This is a genomic window from Variovorax sp. WDL1 (genome assembly GCF_001541225.1).
Lineage (GTDB): Bacteria > Pseudomonadota > Gammaproteobacteria > Burkholderiales > Burkholderiaceae_C > Variovorax.
Genome location: NZ_LMTS01000004.1, coordinates 202,382 through 218,102, shown reverse-complemented (window position 1 = coordinate 218,102; position 15,721 = coordinate 202,382). Strand labels below are relative to the sequence as shown.

Here is a 15,721-nt window from a genome sequence, read left to right as displayed (position 1 = left end):
ACATGCTGCCGCAGCACTTCGTCGTGCTCGACGAACTTCCGCGGCTGCCCAACGGCAAGACCGACCGGAAGGCCTTGCCCGCGCCTGCCGCGTCTTCTTCCGGTATCGCGCGAGCCGCCGAGCTCGCGCACACCATCGCGCCGCGCGACGAGCGCGAGCGCACGGTGCTGGCAGCCATGGAGCAGGTGCTGAGCCTGCCGGGGCTGGGCATTCGAGACGACTTCTTCGCGCTAGGCGGCCATTCGCTTCTGGCCTCGCGCCTGGCCACCCGGCTCACGCGCGAGTTCGGCGTCACCGTGCCGCTGCGCACGCTCTTCGCGGCGCCCACGGCCGAGCGCCTCTCGGCCGCCTTGGGCGAACTGCAGGCTTGCGGCGTTGCGCCCGTCGAGCACATCCTCCGCCGCGCCGAGCGCAGCAATGCGCCCCTCACGCCGATGCAGGAACGCATCCTCTTCCTCGAGGAGCTGCATCCCGGCCGGTCCGTCTACAACACGCCCTCCGCCCACCGGCTGACCGGCCCGCTGGACGCGAAGGTCTTTCATGAGGCGCTGCGTGAGGTCGTGCAACGCCAGCCCGTGCTGCGCACATCGTTCACCCGGCATCCTGAGACCGACGAGTTCATCGCTTCGATTGCCGCCGAGGTACCGGTCGAGCTGATGCGCATCGATCTGGGCGGCCTGCCTGCCGACCAGCGGGAGCCGGAACTTGTCGAGAAGCTGCAGGACGTGGCAGACCAGCTCATCGACATCCGCCGCGCGCCGCTCTTCAATGCCGCGCTGATTCGCATCAACGACGACGACCATGTCTTCGTCTTCGTGCCGCACCGCCTCGTGTGGGATGGCGCTTCGGTCGACCTGCTCATCAACGAACTGTCGGCCCTCTATCAAGCCAGGCTCGATGGCGTGCCGCACGCGCTGCCCGAATTGACCGTGACGCACGGCGACTACGCCGAGTGGTACCTCGACTGGCTGGCCTCGCCCCGGTTCGAACAACAGCTGAGCTTCTGGAAGAAGCGCTTTGCCGATGCCCCGCCGCCCAAGGCCCTGCCCACCGACCGGCCGCGCGGCGCGGGCATGACCGGCCAGGGCCACACCTATTGGATGGCGGTCGACGGCGAGCTGACGCAGCAGCTGCACGCCGTCGCGCGCAGCCACAACGTCACCCTCAACATGCTCGCGCTCGGCGTGTACGTGCTCCTGCTGGGCAGCGTGGCCGACTCCCGCTCGCTGGTCGTCGCCACGCCCGTGCGCGGCCGCCAGCTCACGGAGACCGAGCCGGTGATGGGCATGTTCGGCAACCTGCTGCCGCTCACCGTGGCCTTCGATCTTCAGCAGACGCTGGGCCAGTTCATGCAGGCCCTGAAGCAGCAGGTGGTCTCGGCACTCGACAACCAGCAGGTTCCCTTCGAGCGCTTCGCGGGGGAGCCGGAATTCTCCGCGCGGGCCAAGGGCGTCGGCCTGTACCAGGTGCTGTTCTCCTTCGAGGACACGCGCGAGCGGGCCCAGAACCTGGGCCCGCTGCAGCTTCGCCCGGTCCAGGTCTCGCAGCGCGGCGCCACGGAGGACCTGGGCCTATGGCTGACCGAGGGCGCAGGCGGCCTGGAGGGCGGCCTCACCTACAACGCGGACATCTACCGGCGCGAAACCGCGTTTGCGCTGCGCGACCGCTATGTGGAGCTGCTGCGGCGCGTGGCCGAGCACCCGCAGGAGAGCCTGGCCGTCTTGGTCGCCGACGGCGATTCCGCCGACACCGCGCAGCTCGCGCACCTGTCGCGCCGCGAAGTGGCCAAGCCGGCATCTCGCGAGCGCGCCGGACCTGCGATGGCCCTGGCCGCGTCCGCGTCGCCCGCTGTCGCGCTTGCCCCCGGGCAGTTGCAGTTGGCGCAGCTCTGGGCCGACGTGCTCAAGATCAAGCCGTCGGACATCCGGCCCAGCGACAACTTCTTCGACCTCGGCGGCGATTCGCTGCAGGCCATGCGCGTGATCCAGGTGGCGGAACGAACCCTGGGCTTTCGCACAGCGCCGCCCCGTTATGTCTTCGAGAACCTGGGCCAGCTCGCTTCCGCGGAGGCTGCCTTGAACCCGCCCCTCGGTAAGGCGCGGCGCACCGGCAGCACGACGCGCCACGAAGCGCCGGCACGCGGCCTGCTCGGCAAAATACTCGGCGGCTGGAGCAAGGGGCAACGAAGCAGCAGTTAGCGACGTAGAGAAGATCAGTTGATCAAATCGCGACCTTAACGAACAGCGTTCGCGCACTAGGATCGCCTCACTCGACAGCCATCCCTCTGACGGCGGCTGATGTGTCGCTGGGCCGCGAGCGTTGCATTGATGGCTACTTTGAGCGCCTGGGCATGCGCCGCTTCACTCGTCTGACGAACGCTTTCAGCCGCAAGTTGGAGAACCGCATGCAGCCGTGTCGTTCTACTTCATGGTCCACAACTTCGTGAAGATTCACAAGACCATAAAGAAAGCGCCCGCGATGGAAGCGGGCGTCACCGATTATCTTGGAGCATGGAGATATTGTGCGCATGAGCGAAACCGCTTGAGCGGTTAGCCACTACGGGCGGGCTGCACCAATTGCATGGCTGCCGTTCTGCGCTGCGATTTCTTCTTCGTAGATCTCAATGGATCTTGCCGGAGATACGGGCTAGTGCGGGGCTCCAGACTTGGCAGGTGCTTGCCAAGCCTACGGGAGACGGGAATCGCCATAGCCCTGGGCTCATTGGCGTAGGACTCGATAGGTGCCGAGACCCAACGTGCTAGCGAGCACGTAGGCGAGGCCGCGCCGGGGCCCCACAAGCGCCATCCGAATCCGACTTGCGCTGAGCGCTGAAGCTAAACGCAACTGTCGCCGACCCCATGTAGGGTTCACCTAAATCCCGAGCACCGGGAACACTCCCGTCCATGCACTCGTCCCCTGCAGGCAAAAAACCCCATTTCTCGAAGAAGAGCACCAAGCCGTCACCTCGTCAGGAGGCTACCGGCGTTTCCAATGGTGCAAAGAAGAAGCCCGAAACCACCAAGTCGCCAGCCAAGCCCAAGACGGCCTTGGGGCCCCCAGTGGTCTCCCTTGAACCGCGACAACAGCGTTTCGTCGATGAGTACCTCATCGACCTGAACGCGACCCAGGCAGCCATCCGGGCTGGATACAGCGCGAAGACCGCCCAGGAGCAGTCAAGCCGCCTGTTATCCAATGTTATGGTTTCCACCGCAATTGGCGCGGCGCGGAAGCAGCAGCAGGAGCGCACCCAGATCACCGCAGACAAGGTCCTGCGCGAGGCGTGGAACATCGCCATTGCCGATGTCCGCGAACTGGTGCAGGTCAAGGTCGGATGCTGCCGCCACTGCCACGGCGAAGGATTCCGCCGCCAGCGCACCATCGCCGAGTACAACCACGACCGCGAGGCATTCGCCAAGAAAGGCGGCATGCCGGCCGAGTTCGAGGAAGAGGGCGGCATCGGATTTGACCTCTTGCGCCGCCCGAACCCTGAATGCACGGAATGCGGAGGCGATGGCCATGCGCGCGTCGTCGTTATGGACACGCGCGACCTCTCCGAGCAGGCCCGAGCCCTCTACGCCGGCGCGAAGCAGGGCAAGTACGGCCTGGAGGTTCAGATGCACTCCAAGGATGGAGCGCTCGAAAAGCTGTTCAAGCACCTGGGCCTGTACGAGAAGGACAACCAGCAGCGCATCGACCCGCTGGCAAGCCTCCTGCACTCGATCGCCAGCGGCAACTCCAGCGGCTTCAAGCCTGTGGCGCGCGACCCTGAGCGCGAGGGTTGATGTGACCATCACGATCGTCCACGACACCCCGCTACAGCCGTTGCCGACCAACGAGCTCGAGCTGGCGAAGTGCTTGGCCGACCCTGAGTGGCGCCTGTTCTCGGGCTGCCTCTACAAGATCATGATTAAGGGCGACGACGGCGAAGAGGCCTTCGTCATGCCGTTCAAGCCCAACGCGGCGCAACGCCGGTTCATTCGGCGCCTCTGGCATCGCAATCTGATCCTCAAGGCGCGCCAGCTGGGCTTCACCACGCTGATCGCCATCCTCTGGCTGGACCATGCCCTGTTCAACGCCGACCAGCGCTGCGGCATCATTGCCCAGGACCGCGAGGCGGCCGAGGCCATCTTCCGCGACAAGGTGAAGTTCGGCTACCAGAACCTCCCCGACGAGATCCGCGAGCGCTTCCCCCTGGCGCGCGACAGCGCCGTCGAGCTCTGTTTGCGCACAACAACTCCAGCGTGCGCGTGGCCACGTCGATGCGCTCCGGCACCATCCACCGGCTGCACGTCTCCGAGTTCGGCAAGATCTGCGCGAAGTTCCCCGACAAGGCGGTCGAGGTGATGACCGGCTCCATCCCGGCCGTGCCCACCAACGGCATTCTGGTGATCGAGAGCACCGCGGAGGGCCGTGAGGGCGACTTCTACACGATGACGCAGATTGCCCAGGCCGTGCACCTGAGCAAGGCTGAGCTGACGCCCAAGGACTACCGGCTGCACTTCTACGGCTGGTGGATGGAGCCGAAATACCGCATCGACTCGCGCCTGGTGGCCGTCACCCGCGAAGAGCATGACTACTTCGACCTCATCGAGCATGCGATGGACTGCCGCATCGACCCCGACCAGCGCGCCTGGTACGTGGCCACGAAGCGGGCGGACTTCAGCGGCAAGGAAGAGCGGATGTGGCAGGAATACCCGTCCACGCCGGACGAGGCCTTCCAGGTCAGCACCGAGGGCAACTACTACGCCAAGGACATGCTGGCCGTGCGCAAGCGGGGCGGCATTACCCGCGTGCCGGTGCTGGATCTGCCCACGCACACCTTCTGGGACATTGGCAACAGCGACGGCACCGCGATCTGGTTCATGCAGGAGCTGCGCGGCGAGGACCGCTTCACCGACTACTACGAAGAGCACAACCAGGACCTGCGCCACTACGCGCGCGAGCTCAAGGACCGCGGCTACGTCTATGGCGTGCACTACCTGCCGCACGACGCCGACCACAAGAAGCTGGGCGACTACAACAAGAGCGTCAAGCAGATGCTCGCCGAGCTGCTGCCAGGCCATCGCTTCATCGTGGTGCCGCGCATCACCGAGCTCATCACGGGCATCCAGACCACCCGCAAGCACCTGAAGGGCGTCTACCTCGATGACACGCGCTGCAAGCCCGGCGTCGTGCGCCTCGAGGGCTACCGCAAGAAGTTCAGCCGGACCGAGAACCGCTTTCTCGACATCCCCGACAAGAGCAACGGCTGCACCGAAGGCGCCGATGCATTCCGCCAATACGCCCAGGCCAAGGAGCTTGGGCTGATCGAGTACGGCGGCGCACCCGTCTACGTAGAGAGCGAGCCCGCCGACTGGCGCACGTGAGGACCACCATGAACACCAACGACTACCCCACCGGCAACGAGCCGCTAAACCTCCACGAGTACACGTGCATCCTGGAGGAAATCGAGCAGCAGCCGCACTGGCGCGTCGCGGCCGACCGCGAGATGGACTACGCCGACGGCTTGCAGCGCACCCGCCTGCAAGTGGCCCTCGACGACGTGCCGAGCACCGCCAGCTACCGCGGCCAGCAGCTCAACGCGACGTCCGAAGCGGTCAAGAGCCTGCCGGCGCAGTACCAGGCGGCCATGATGCCGTTCATGGTGTCGCTGATGGACGTGCCCTTCAAGCGCGATGTCGTCGAGGCCATCCGCGCGGCCGCGGCGCCGGAGTCGCCCGAGGCCATCGAGAAGCGCATCCGCGAGGCCGTGCAGCAGGCCCTGGCCAACTCCGGCGCGGAAATCAAGATGCGCGAGGTTGCCCTGAAGGAGAAGAAGGACGAGGTCGAAATCCAGAAGATCCTGGCCGAGGCCGTGCAGATCGGCGTGCAGTCCGCCTTCAGTGCGATGCAAGGCGGCGCCCAGGTGGCCGCCATGCCGCAGATTGCACCGATCGCCGATGTCATCATGGCTGGCGCTGGCTACCGCAAGCCCACGCCGATGGGCGATGACCCCAACTTCCCGCAGCCGCAGGGCATCGCGGCTCCATCTGCCGCGGCGCCGCCGGTGCAGGCGAACACCAGCCCGGGTTTCCCGCCCATCCCCGATGACGGCGCCTCGTCCATGACCGGCATCGAAACCGCCACGTCCGCCGACAACCTCCAAGGTGCCCCGGCCTGAACCCGGCAACTTTCAGCGCTTGCCCAAGCTCAACCGCGCTGTTCAGGATCTGGCCACTGGACGGACTTGCATGAGAACTTTTGGTTGCAATGAGCAGGCGACCCTCCCATACTTTCATCTTTTGAGGAGGAGAGCATGAACTGGAAAAATGCAGCAGTAGTGTTTGGTTGCGGAGTGCTCGCGAGCGCGTTGATATCCAGCGTTGCAATCGCGAAGGACAAGGATGAACCGCCTCTGCAAGTTGTGGACGCTGCAGGTCGTACCGTTGGGCGCCTTTACGGCAATGCAAAGGGCGACTTTGTAGTAATCCGTCTGGGCAATGCCATTGGCTCGCTCCGGCTCGTGGAGGACCCACCGCCTCACGTGATGCCCATGGAATCGCCGAACTCCATACTGTGGACCGGCCCCCGGTGCGGGGGTCAGGCGGTGATACCTACCGGCGGCTGGCTACCTGGCACTGGACCTGGCATTGGCCTACCCGGGGTGCCGGCGATCGGCAGTTTCAGGGGAGCGGATCAGCGTTTCACGATTTACCTTCCTACGAGTTCGACGGCGCACCGCATCACGATCTACTCTCAGGGTGTGCCTGGGCCGACATGCAACTACCAGGTCACCCCCGTGGATGTGTTCGGCGTCCCTGCTGAAGCAGCCTCGCTAGATTCCTACTTCGTGCTGCCCTTCCACATCGAGTAAGTCCCCGCCCACACGATCTTGTCCCAGCCAGCTCAACTCGGCAGGCGTGTGCGGCAGCGGTATGCGCCCATAGCGCTCGTTCAGCCGCTAAGAGCCGACCTTCGCCGAGTAAGGAAAACGGCTACGTGCGTCTCTTCGGTGGACGCCAAAACGACCCGCCAAGAACATAGGCGAGGGCCCAGAGCATCAAAGCAAGCGACCAGCCTACGGCGATGCTGATGTGACCTGTGGGAAAGTACCAGCAGTCGGTCACTTTCTCGCGAAGTTCGGGCGTATCTCGCGGGTCGCGAGGAACGGGGTGCAGCAGTTCTTTGAGACTTACACTCCCGCCGGCCGTAGTGGGATGGTCACGCTTGTACCTCTCGGCTTCAGCCTGCGCTGCTTTGATCTCTTGATCAAGCTTAAAGGCAGCCGCGCAACTTTCGCGCGTGAGTGCGCCTGTGATGTCCGCGACAGTTCCAAGCGATGCGATAAGCAGGCCCAACCACCAAATGACCGTTATGACGCGCGACAGCACTACAGCACTCCTTTGAGCGATTCCTGGAGTGTGGAGGTTACGTGTCGCTGGGCGACTATCCGCACCCGCATCGACCGACCACTTCAGGACTGATTGTCTTGGTTGGAAGGGCCGTCAGGGCTCCGGAATGGAGTTCCAGGGCTCTTGCGCCCTCCGGAGGTAGTCGTCAGCCGCGATGCGCGCTGCATCGCGACTGTGGCCTTCCCGCCGAAACTTCTTGCTGAGTTGCTGGCGGAGCCTCCAGTCCCATCCGGGTGGCGCTCCCGCAGTAACTTCGATCAGCAAAGCGGGATTGAAGAACCCTTCGGATATCTTGCTTCCGAAGCACGACGGCTGCAGGTATACCGCACGGGTCGCCAGAATGCCGCTCACCAGCCCCCACTGTCTTCTTACATCGAACTGGACCGTGACATTGTTCGGCACGGGTCGCTCAAAATTCAGCTTGAGGTAGACGTGGCCGGCATCCAGGACGCGCCATGCCCAGGCGCTTTCCACGTCGCCCGGCGGTACCTGCGGCTGCAGCTTGCATAGCTGCGCGAAAGGGTCGGTTTCTTCCGCCGGAATAATCAGGCATGGAAGCACGCGACCGCCGTTCCAGTCAGGGTGCAACATCAGCCCGTCGGCAATTACCGGCCGGACGTTCACGAGGGTTTCTACCTTCATGCATCCATCTTTCGCACTTGTCGACAAGGTGTGCTTTCAGATCGTAGCGCTTGACGTGAGCCGGTAGAACCCCATTCGGCAGGGGGAAGCGAATGATGCCCGTTGCCGTGGCTTTGGCTTCAATGTGCGCGGGGCAGACTAGAGCAAGGGGCTCCGCCTCGACTCCCTTGGTGGGCGCCAGCAGAACGTGCAACGCATCCTGCGACATGAGGTGCAACGCAAGCTCCACGCGCACGATGGAATTTGGATGGGTCGCCTTGTTCACGTAGGTGCAGTCGAAAACGGCTTGCAGCCGGCCGTTTCGCACCTGCAGATACGAATCGTTTAGGTAACCATCAACATTAGCGCCCCGGGCTTTCCGATCTTCAAGCGCGAGTCGGCGCGCTGCACGCGCCTGGAAAATGGCGATGCCCGCGAAAAGTGCGGACGCGACGGCGCTGCCGGCTGAGATCGCGGCTATGAAATTCTCCGGCTTGACCAGGGCAGCGTGTAGATCTGCCATCAGTTGCAATCGGCCCAAGCTGCTGGCGGCCGGGTACGGCCTCGTCCTTCAGCGGATCTATGCGATCCGCAAGGCGGTGCTGGACCTGGCGCTGTCAGCGGGCGAGGCCGAAGTGACATTGGGGAGGCCGGCGGAGGCCTTCGAGGCGGCGCGGCGGGCTTTCGACCGGTACGTGGAGCGGATGCAGGCTGAGCGTTCCGTTATTCGCGCTAAAAAGCGGCCGATCTTCGGCCTCTCCCCAAACTGCTTGGCTTCACTGGACAACAAGCTGCCGCGCCCAGTGATTTTCGCCCAGCTGCCCCCACGAGCTCCTGCGGCGCGGCCTCGGCGACCTCGCGATCAACGGTCGGCAGACTGGCAGAGTTCAGATACGAAGCCGACGGATGGTCGTGTTGGCTGCGTTGGTGTCAAGAAAGCCGTCATCGGTCGAGTCGAACACCATGTCCGCCAGCCAGCGTTTGATGTTCGGGTGTCGCTGAATCGTTCGGCATCCGGTCGACCGCTTTCACTCGCTCACAATCTGAGCGAGTCAGGCGCTAGCCTCGCGAACTGGGCTACCACGCTAGATGCCGTGCAATCCCGTTCCGACTCACTGTTACGAACAGTTATAGTTGAAGTGGCTCAAATCCTGAGCGATCCTTCATCGCGCCGAATGTCCAAGACAGCCCGCGTCTACAAGATTGAAATGCTGATCCGCAACCGCGGGCATGTCAGCTTCCAGACGCTGCTGGACGAACTCGAAATCTCCCCGGCGACCCTGAAGCGCGACCTGGAATACCTGCGCGACCAGCTTGGCGCCCCGATCGAATACGACCGCTACGTCAACGGCTACCGCATTGCGTCAGAAACGCGCGGCCCCAAGCACGAGCTTCCGGGCCTGTGGTTCGACGAGCGCGAGCTGTACAGCTTGCTCATGGTGCACCAGTTGCTGAATGAGATCGACGACCAAGGCACGCTCAGCCGTCACCTCCAGCCGCTGCTGGACCGCATCCACGACGTGCTCGGCACCACCCATAGCGAAGCCCAAGCCATCGTCAAGCGCGTCAAGATCATCAACGCGGCGCGCCGCCCCGTTCCCAGCAAATTCTTCGAGCTGGTCGGCGAGGCACTGGTCAAGCGCCGACGCGTCAAAATGCGCTACCTCACCCGCGGCCGAGGTGAGGTCACCGAACGCGAAGTCTCGCCTCAGAGACTCGTCCACCACCGCAACACTTGGTACCTGGACGCCTGGTGCCACAAGAGCGACGGTCTGCGCCGCTTCGCCCTCGACGCCATCGAACACGCCCAGTTGCTGGACGCCAAGGCCAAGGACCTGTCGGCCAAGACGCTGGAAGCCGAAATGGACGCCGGCTACGGCATCTACGCCGGAGGCATGCGCCACTGGGCCATACTCAGTTTCGACGCCAAGGCCGCGGAGTGGGTCAGCCGCGAGGAGTGGCATCCGGAGCAGCGCAGCCGATGGACGGATGACGGTTGCTACGAGCTTCAAGTCCCCTTCGCGGACGAGACCGAGCTCGCGATGGACATCCTGCGCCACGGCGGCCATGTCGCGGTGATCGAGCCCACGCCCCTCAGAAACCTCGTGAGGAGGCGCCACGAGGATGCGCTCGTAGTCAACCGTTTGCCCGCTTGACTGGCCGACACAACAAGACCAACTCAATGAGCCGACCCTACCTACCAACCCTTCTGCAGCTCCGCCTGCTGACCGGCTACCTGGGCGAGCGCGCTCAGCTAGGCTGGTGGCCGACAGCCTTCTACGAATCATCGAGCCGCCTGTTCCTGGAGCCCGTATTCGCCAAGTCGGCCCGCCTGGCGCAGTACCACGGCGTGGTCGAAGCTGCGCGACGGCAGCACGACGAGCACCTCAGCGTCGGCAGCTATCACCTGTTCCGCCTACCGGAAGAAGCGGAGCAGGACCTTCACCACTTAATCCGCGCTCCTGAAGGCAACGAGTTCGCTTCTTGCCCGCCCGCGAGCAAGGACGCGGCGCTGGTCTCGCTCCAGCAACTGGCGGGTGGAACTAGGCTGGACAAGGAAGGGCCCACAGCAGTGGGCAACATCCACGACCTGCCCACCGACGACGTGCTGCGCAAGATCGCCGGCGTCTATTGGTCGGCCTTCAACAACCAGCTCAAGAGCTATCCGTACCTTGCGCCCTGATCGTGGTCGTTAGCAAACCCTACACGACGCAGCTCCAGGCAGGTCTTGGACTGGTCAACGAAACGAAGTTGCTTCTTGAACTCTGGTCGCCCGGCATGTCCACCGTCCAACTGCAACAAGCCGCTCTCGCATCAGGGCGCTTTCCCGCCGTCACCGCGCGCCGGCTGCGCAACATCGTCGTCGAGTGCTTCGGCCCGCGCTACCTGGTCGATGGCGGCAGGCCGGCTATGCACTTGAAGCGCTTGGTCGGCGCACTGCCCGCTGCCGAGATGACCCAGCTGATGCTGCTCTACACCAGCCGTGCCAGTGCCATCCTGGGCGACTTCGTCCGCGGCGTCTATTGGACCCGCTATGCCGGCGGTTACACGCAGATCGCCAACGACGATGCGCGCGCGTTCGTCCAACGCGGTATCGACGACGGAAGGACAGCCCAGCGCTGGTCCGACACCACGGTGCGCCGCGTCGCCGCCTACCTCACGGGCTGTTGTGCCGACTACGGCCTGCTGGAGCGTGGCCCGCGTTCCAGTCGGCGCATCCTGTCGTACCGAATTGCGCCCGCCGTCGCAGCCTACCTCGCGCACGAACTCCACTACGCCGGGGTTGGCGACAACGCCCTCGTTGCCCACGAGGACTGGAAGCTCTTCGGTCTCGCCCGTGAAGACGTGCTCGAAGAGCTGAAGCGGCTTTCGCTCAAGGGCCTGCTCATCGTCCAGGCCGCGGGCGACGTGGTCCGCATCAGCTGGAAGCATCAGACCATGGAGGGGCTCTGCGATGTCCTCGCTCAAAGCTGACTTCGACGAATTGCGCGAGCGCATTCGCCACGGGCGGGAACTGGGCCACGCCAGTTCCGAGCCCATCTTCTACCTGGTTTTTCCGCCCGAGCAGATTCTCGAAGCTAAGCGCCAGACCGCGGCCTGGGTCGCTAAGCTCCACCAGGAAGGCTGGAACGTCACCCAGTTCTCCATCGCCGAGCACGTCTGGGCCCTGCTCAAGGCTGATCCCTTGTGGCCGCTGTGCGTCGCCGAGGACCGCGCAGCCCCACTCAACTGGGCCCGCACCAACAAGTCGCTGGCCGACATCCTGACGGCCGAAGACGGCCTGCTCAAGCGCCTGGAAGATGCCCTGCAGCCGCTTGAAGACAAGAAAGACGCGCTGTTGCTCGTCACCGACCTCGAAGCGCTTCATCCCTTCCTGCGCATCGGCGCCATTGAAAGCAAGCTCCACGGCCGATTCCACGTGACCACCGTCTTCTTGTACCCCGGTGTCCGCACCGGCAAGACGCGCCTCAAGTTTTTGGGCTTCTACCCGGAAGACGGCAACTACCGCTCGGCCCACGTAGGTGGTTGACCGTACGCAATCACACTCAAAGAACCAAAGATCGCCACATGACGACGATTCGATCACTCTTCGATCCGAGCAAAGACATCTACCGCACGATCGAGAAGGTCATCACCTACGGCGTCTCGCAAGACGAGCGCCTGAAGTCCGAGGTGTCGGAATACATCGTCACCGAGAGCATCGACGAGCAGTTCAACAAGCTGCTCGACCGTATGCAACTCGCCATGGAAACCGGAGGCGAGAACGAGGTCGGCGTCTGGGTCTCGGGCTTCTACGGCTCGGGCAAGAGTTCGTTCACCAAGTACCTGGGTCTCGCGTTCGATGACAAGCGACTCATCGACGGCGTGCCGTTCCTCAAACACCTGCAAGACCGTCTGCTCACGCCGCAGACCAAGGCACTGCTCAACACCGTAGCTCAGCGTTTCCCCGCGGCCGTCGTGATGCTCGACCTGGCGAGCGAAATGCTAGCCGGCGCCACGATGGAAGAAGTCTCAACCGTCCTGTACTTCAAGGTCCTTGCCTGGGCCGGCTACTCGAATAACCTGAAGGTGTTTGCCTTCGAGCGCATGGTCGAGAAAGATGGCCGCACCGCTGAACTGCACAACGCCGTTGCCAAGGCACTGCCGGGCGCCACCTGGGCGCGCATCCAGAACAACCCGCTCGCTATCGACGGCCTGATCCCGAAGATTGCGCACGAAATGTACCCGGGGCTCTTTCCCGAAGCCAAGTCCTTCTCGTCCAACACCGAAGGCTTCTTCAAATTCGAGGACCAGCGCGTCCAGGAGATGATCGACATCGTCCGCGAAAAGAGCGGCCGTCAACACATCGTCTTCATCGTGGACGAAGTCGGCCAGTACGTGGCCGCGCGCGACAACCTCATCCTCAACCTGGACGGCCTGGCAAAGAATCTCAAGCGCCTGGGCGACGGCAAGGTCTGGATCATCTCCACCGCCCAGCAGACGCTCACCGAAGACGACCCGCGGGCCGCGCTCAACTCCGACAAGCTCTACAAGCTGAAGGACCGCTTCCCGATTCAGATCGACCTGGAATCGAGCGACATCAAGGAAATCTGCTACCGCCGCCTGCTCGGCAAGTCGCCCGCCGGCCAGGCCGAACTCGGAAAGCTGTTCGACGCCCACGGCCAAGCGCTGCGCCACAACACCAAGTTGCAAGACGCCAAGTACTACGACGCCGACTTCAGCAAGGAGAGCTTCACCAACCTCTACCCCTTCCTGCCGGCGCACTTCGACATCCTGCTCCACCTGCTGGGCGCGCTGGCCAAGTCCACCGGCGGCATCGGCCTGCGCTCCGCCATCAAGGTGATCCAGGACGTTCTCAAGGGCGAAGGCGGCTCCAAGGCCATGGCCGACCAGCCCGTGGGCTGGCTCGCGACCACCGTCACGCTGTACGACGAACTCGAGAAGGACATCCGCCGCGCCTTCCCGTCCATCCACCACGCGGTGGGTAGCGTCCACATGCAGTTCATGGACTCGCAGCTTCACAAGGACATCGCCAAGACGGTGGCCGTGCTGCAGATCCTGGGCAACCTGCCGGTCACGGTGCAGAACTGCGCCAGCCTGATGCACGCCTCAGTCACCGAGCCTTCCCGCCTCGACGCGGTCAAGAAGGCCGTGGACGACATGCTTGCCAACAACTTCGTTCCCCTGGGCGAGAAGGACGGCAGCCTGGTCTTCCTGAGCGAGAAGCTGCGCGACATCCAGAAGGAACGGGATGACATCCCGCTGCGCTCGGTGGACGTCAGGCGCATCTTCAACGACGCCTTGCGCGAAGCCTTCGACCCGCTGCCGCGCGTCAGCCTTCACGGCAGCATGGCCGTCGCCACCGGCCTGAAGGTCCAGACGGGCAGCACGATGACGAGCCTGGCTGGCGACACGAACCCAATCCAGACCGTGGTCGAACTGGTGGCCGCCAGCGACTACGAAACCGCCAAGACTCGCGCGCTGGAAGACTCGCGCAGCCGCGCCGCGCGCAACACCATCGGCCTGGTGGCCCGCAGCAGCACCGACGTGGACGACCTGGCGAGCGAGATCTACCGCTGCCACCGAATCGCCGAGTTGCACCGCAACGAGCCGGACCAAGAGGTCAAGGACTACTGCACCGGCCAGCTCGACCGCGCCGCCAAACTGGCCAGCGAGCTCAAGAGCAAGATCAAGCAGACCTTGCAGGCCGGCTCCTTCGTCTTCCGGGGCCAGCCAACCGCCGTCTCGGCCCTGCACACCGACTTGCTGGAAGCAGGCAAGAAGCTGTTGGACGACGTGGCCACCCAGGTCTTCGACCGCTTCGCCGAAGCCCCCGTGCGCGTGGCGACCGATACCGCCGAGAAGTTCCTCAAGGTCGCCAACCCGGCTGCCATCACCAGCGCGCTCGATCCCCTGAGCTTCGTCCAGTCGGCCGCTGGCCGCGCCACGTTCAAGACCGACCACAAGGCCATGGTCAGCATCCGCGACTACATCGACAAGCGGGGCAACGTCGAAGGCAAGCGTCTGATCGACGACTTCGGCAGCGACCCGTTTGGCTGGTCGCCGGACACCACGCGCTACATCGTCGCCGCCATGTTGATGGCCGGCGAGATCAAGCTCACCGTCTCGGGCCGCCAGGTCACGGCCGCTGGACAGCAGGCCATCGACGCGCTGAAGAACAACCAATCGTTCAACAAGATCGGCGTCAGCTTGCGCAACGATCGCCCGACGAACGATGCCCTGGCGCGTGCCGCCGAACGCCTGACCGAACTCGCCGGCGAATCGGTCATCCCGCTGGAGCAGGAGATCAGCAAGGCCGCGGGCAAGCTCTTCCTGCGCTTTCAGAACGACTATGGCTCGCTCGCTGAGCGGCTGCGCGGCATCGGCCTGGCCGGCGCCGACCGCGTGTTGGAACTCAACAATGAGATCGCCGATGTCCTGCTCACCGATGCCTCGGACGCACCCAAGCGCCTGGGCGCCGAAACCTCGGTCCTCTACGACAACCTGAAGTGGGCGCAAGAGGTCAAGCGCGCGCTGGACAACGGCCTGGACGCCACGCTGCGCGACCTGCAAGCGCACCGGCGCGAGATCGACGTGCTGCCCGACACCGGCGTTCCCGGAGCGCTGTGCGCCGAAGTCGCCGAAGACCTGCAAGCCCTGGCCGAGCGCCTGGCCGGGCAAGACTTCTACAAGCACGCGGCGGACTTCAACTCCCGGCTCACCCAACTGAAGGGTCGGGTCCGCGACGCCTCCGTCACGCTGGCCAAGCAGTTGGAACAGCGCATCAAGGACGGCGTCGAAGAGCTGCAGCGACTGCCCGAGTGGGGAGAACACACGCAGGAAGAACGCGGCAACGCCGTCAGCAGCCTGGAGAAGCTGGCCCTGACTGCCACGCCAGACCTGGCCGGCTTGAAAAAGCTCCTGTCCCGCGACTACGAAATCACCAGCACGGTGGACGAGCTGCGCCGGTCCATCCAGCGCCAGGGCCAGGAACGGCTGCGCAAGCGCGTCGAAGAGGAACAGGCGGCAGACGGCGGCTCGGGCCCGAAGAAGCTGAGCAAGACCGTCCCCCTGCCGGCCAGGCTGACCCGCCCCGCCGACTTGGACGACCTGATCCGCCAGCTCCATGAGATCAAGTCCCAGCTGGCCCTGTACGACGAAGTCGAACTGAGCTTCACCGTGGGCAAGGCCGAGGGCCAAAAGTAGGC

At 64.2% G+C, this 15,721-nt stretch carries 13 protein-coding genes and 1 pseudogene; 12 read left to right on the top strand and 2 right to left on the bottom strand.

The genetic code is table 11. From position 1 onward, the window contains the following. The 7 genes and pseudogenes from APY03_RS43125 to APY03_RS01035 form a co-directional block, all read left to right on the top strand. The coding region (locus APY03_RS43125) for a condensation domain-containing protein (protein ID WP_232324117.1) at positions 1 to 2,198 on the top strand (2,198 nt) is incomplete at its 5' end. Between the two features lie 143 nt (positions 2,199 to 2,341). Next, a pseudogene (locus APY03_RS43120) lies at positions 2,342 to 2,505 on the top strand (IS1 family transposase); the annotation flags it as partial. 554 nt (positions 2,506 to 3,059) lie between these two features. Continuing rightward, positions 3,060 to 3,782 (top strand): terminase small subunit, encoded by a 723-nt coding sequence (locus tag APY03_RS01050; RefSeq protein ID WP_232081119.1) that lies wholly within the window; start codon positions 3,060 to 3,062, stop codon positions 3,780 to 3,782. A 1-nt stretch (position 3,783) separates the two neighbouring features. Next, positions 3,784 to 4,344, top strand: coding sequence for a hypothetical protein (locus tag APY03_RS43115; RefSeq protein ID WP_232081118.1), 561 nt, complete (start codon positions 3,784 to 3,786; stop codon positions 4,342 to 4,344). Then, a complete protein-coding gene (locus tag APY03_RS01045; protein ID WP_232324116.1) occupies positions 4,260 to 5,366 on the top strand; it encodes a hypothetical protein in 1,107 nt (368 codons plus the stop codon). Before APY03_RS43115 ends, APY03_RS01045 begins: the two co-directional genes overlap by 85 nt. Positions 5,367 to 5,374: 8 nt before the next feature. Next, positions 5,375 to 6,160: a portal protein gene (locus tag APY03_RS01040; protein WP_068673052.1), complete on the top strand. Its 786-nt coding sequence runs from the start codon at positions 5,375 to 5,377 to the stop codon at positions 6,158 to 6,160. 135 nt (positions 6,161 to 6,295) lie between these two features. After that, positions 6,296 to 6,853 carry a hypothetical protein gene (locus APY03_RS01035; RefSeq protein ID WP_146039322.1) on the top strand — a complete coding sequence of 186 codons (558 nt, stop codon included), beginning with the start codon at positions 6,296 to 6,298 and terminating at the stop codon, positions 6,851 to 6,853. A 121-nt stretch (positions 6,854 to 6,974) separates the two neighbouring features. On the opposite strand, the gene APY03_RS01030 is transcribed toward APY03_RS01035, so the two are convergent. Together APY03_RS01030 and APY03_RS01025 are read right to left on the bottom strand one after the other, a co-directional pair. Further along, positions 6,975 to 7,370: a hypothetical protein gene (locus tag APY03_RS01030; protein WP_068673048.1), complete on the bottom strand. Its 396-nt coding sequence runs from the start codon at positions 7,368 to 7,370 to the stop codon at positions 6,975 to 6,977. A 114-nt stretch (positions 7,371 to 7,484) separates the two neighbouring features. After that, on the bottom strand, positions 7,485 to 8,033 hold the full coding sequence (locus APY03_RS01025) for a hypothetical protein (RefSeq protein WP_068673046.1): 549 nt from the start codon (positions 8,031 to 8,033) through the stop codon (positions 7,485 to 7,487). Between the two features lie 407 nt (positions 8,034 to 8,440). On the opposite strand from APY03_RS01025, the gene APY03_RS43110 reads away from it, so the two are divergent. Genes APY03_RS43110 through brxC form a run of 5 tightly spaced genes read left to right on the top strand, consistent with a single transcriptional unit; the run spans position 8,441 to position 15,719 of the window. After that, on the top strand, positions 8,441 to 10,168 hold the full coding sequence (locus tag APY03_RS43110) for a helix-turn-helix transcriptional regulator (protein ID WP_232081116.1): 1,728 nt from the start codon (positions 8,441 to 8,443) through the stop codon (positions 10,166 to 10,168). Between the two features lie 26 nt (positions 10,169 to 10,194). Continuing rightward, positions 10,195 to 10,695: a BrxE family protein gene (locus APY03_RS01015; protein ID WP_068673043.1), complete on the top strand. Its 501-nt coding sequence runs from the start codon at positions 10,195 to 10,197 to the stop codon at positions 10,693 to 10,695. Between the two features lie 2 nt (positions 10,696 to 10,697). Continuing rightward, a complete protein-coding gene (locus tag APY03_RS01010) occupies positions 10,698 to 11,486 on the top strand; it encodes a BrxA family protein (protein WP_102905342.1) in 789 nt (262 codons plus the stop codon). After that, a complete protein-coding gene (locus tag APY03_RS01005; RefSeq protein ID WP_068673040.1) occupies positions 11,467 to 12,042 on the top strand; it encodes a BREX protein BrxB domain-containing protein in 576 nt (191 codons plus the stop codon). Before APY03_RS01010 ends, APY03_RS01005 begins: the two co-directional genes overlap by 20 nt. A gap of 38 nt (positions 12,043 to 12,080) precedes the next feature. After that, on the top strand, positions 12,081 to 15,719 hold the full coding sequence (gene brxC, locus APY03_RS01000) for a BREX system P-loop protein BrxC (protein ID WP_068673039.1): 3,639 nt from the start codon (positions 12,081 to 12,083) through the stop codon (positions 15,717 to 15,719). The last annotated feature ends 2 nt before the right edge of the window (positions 15,720 to 15,721 follow it).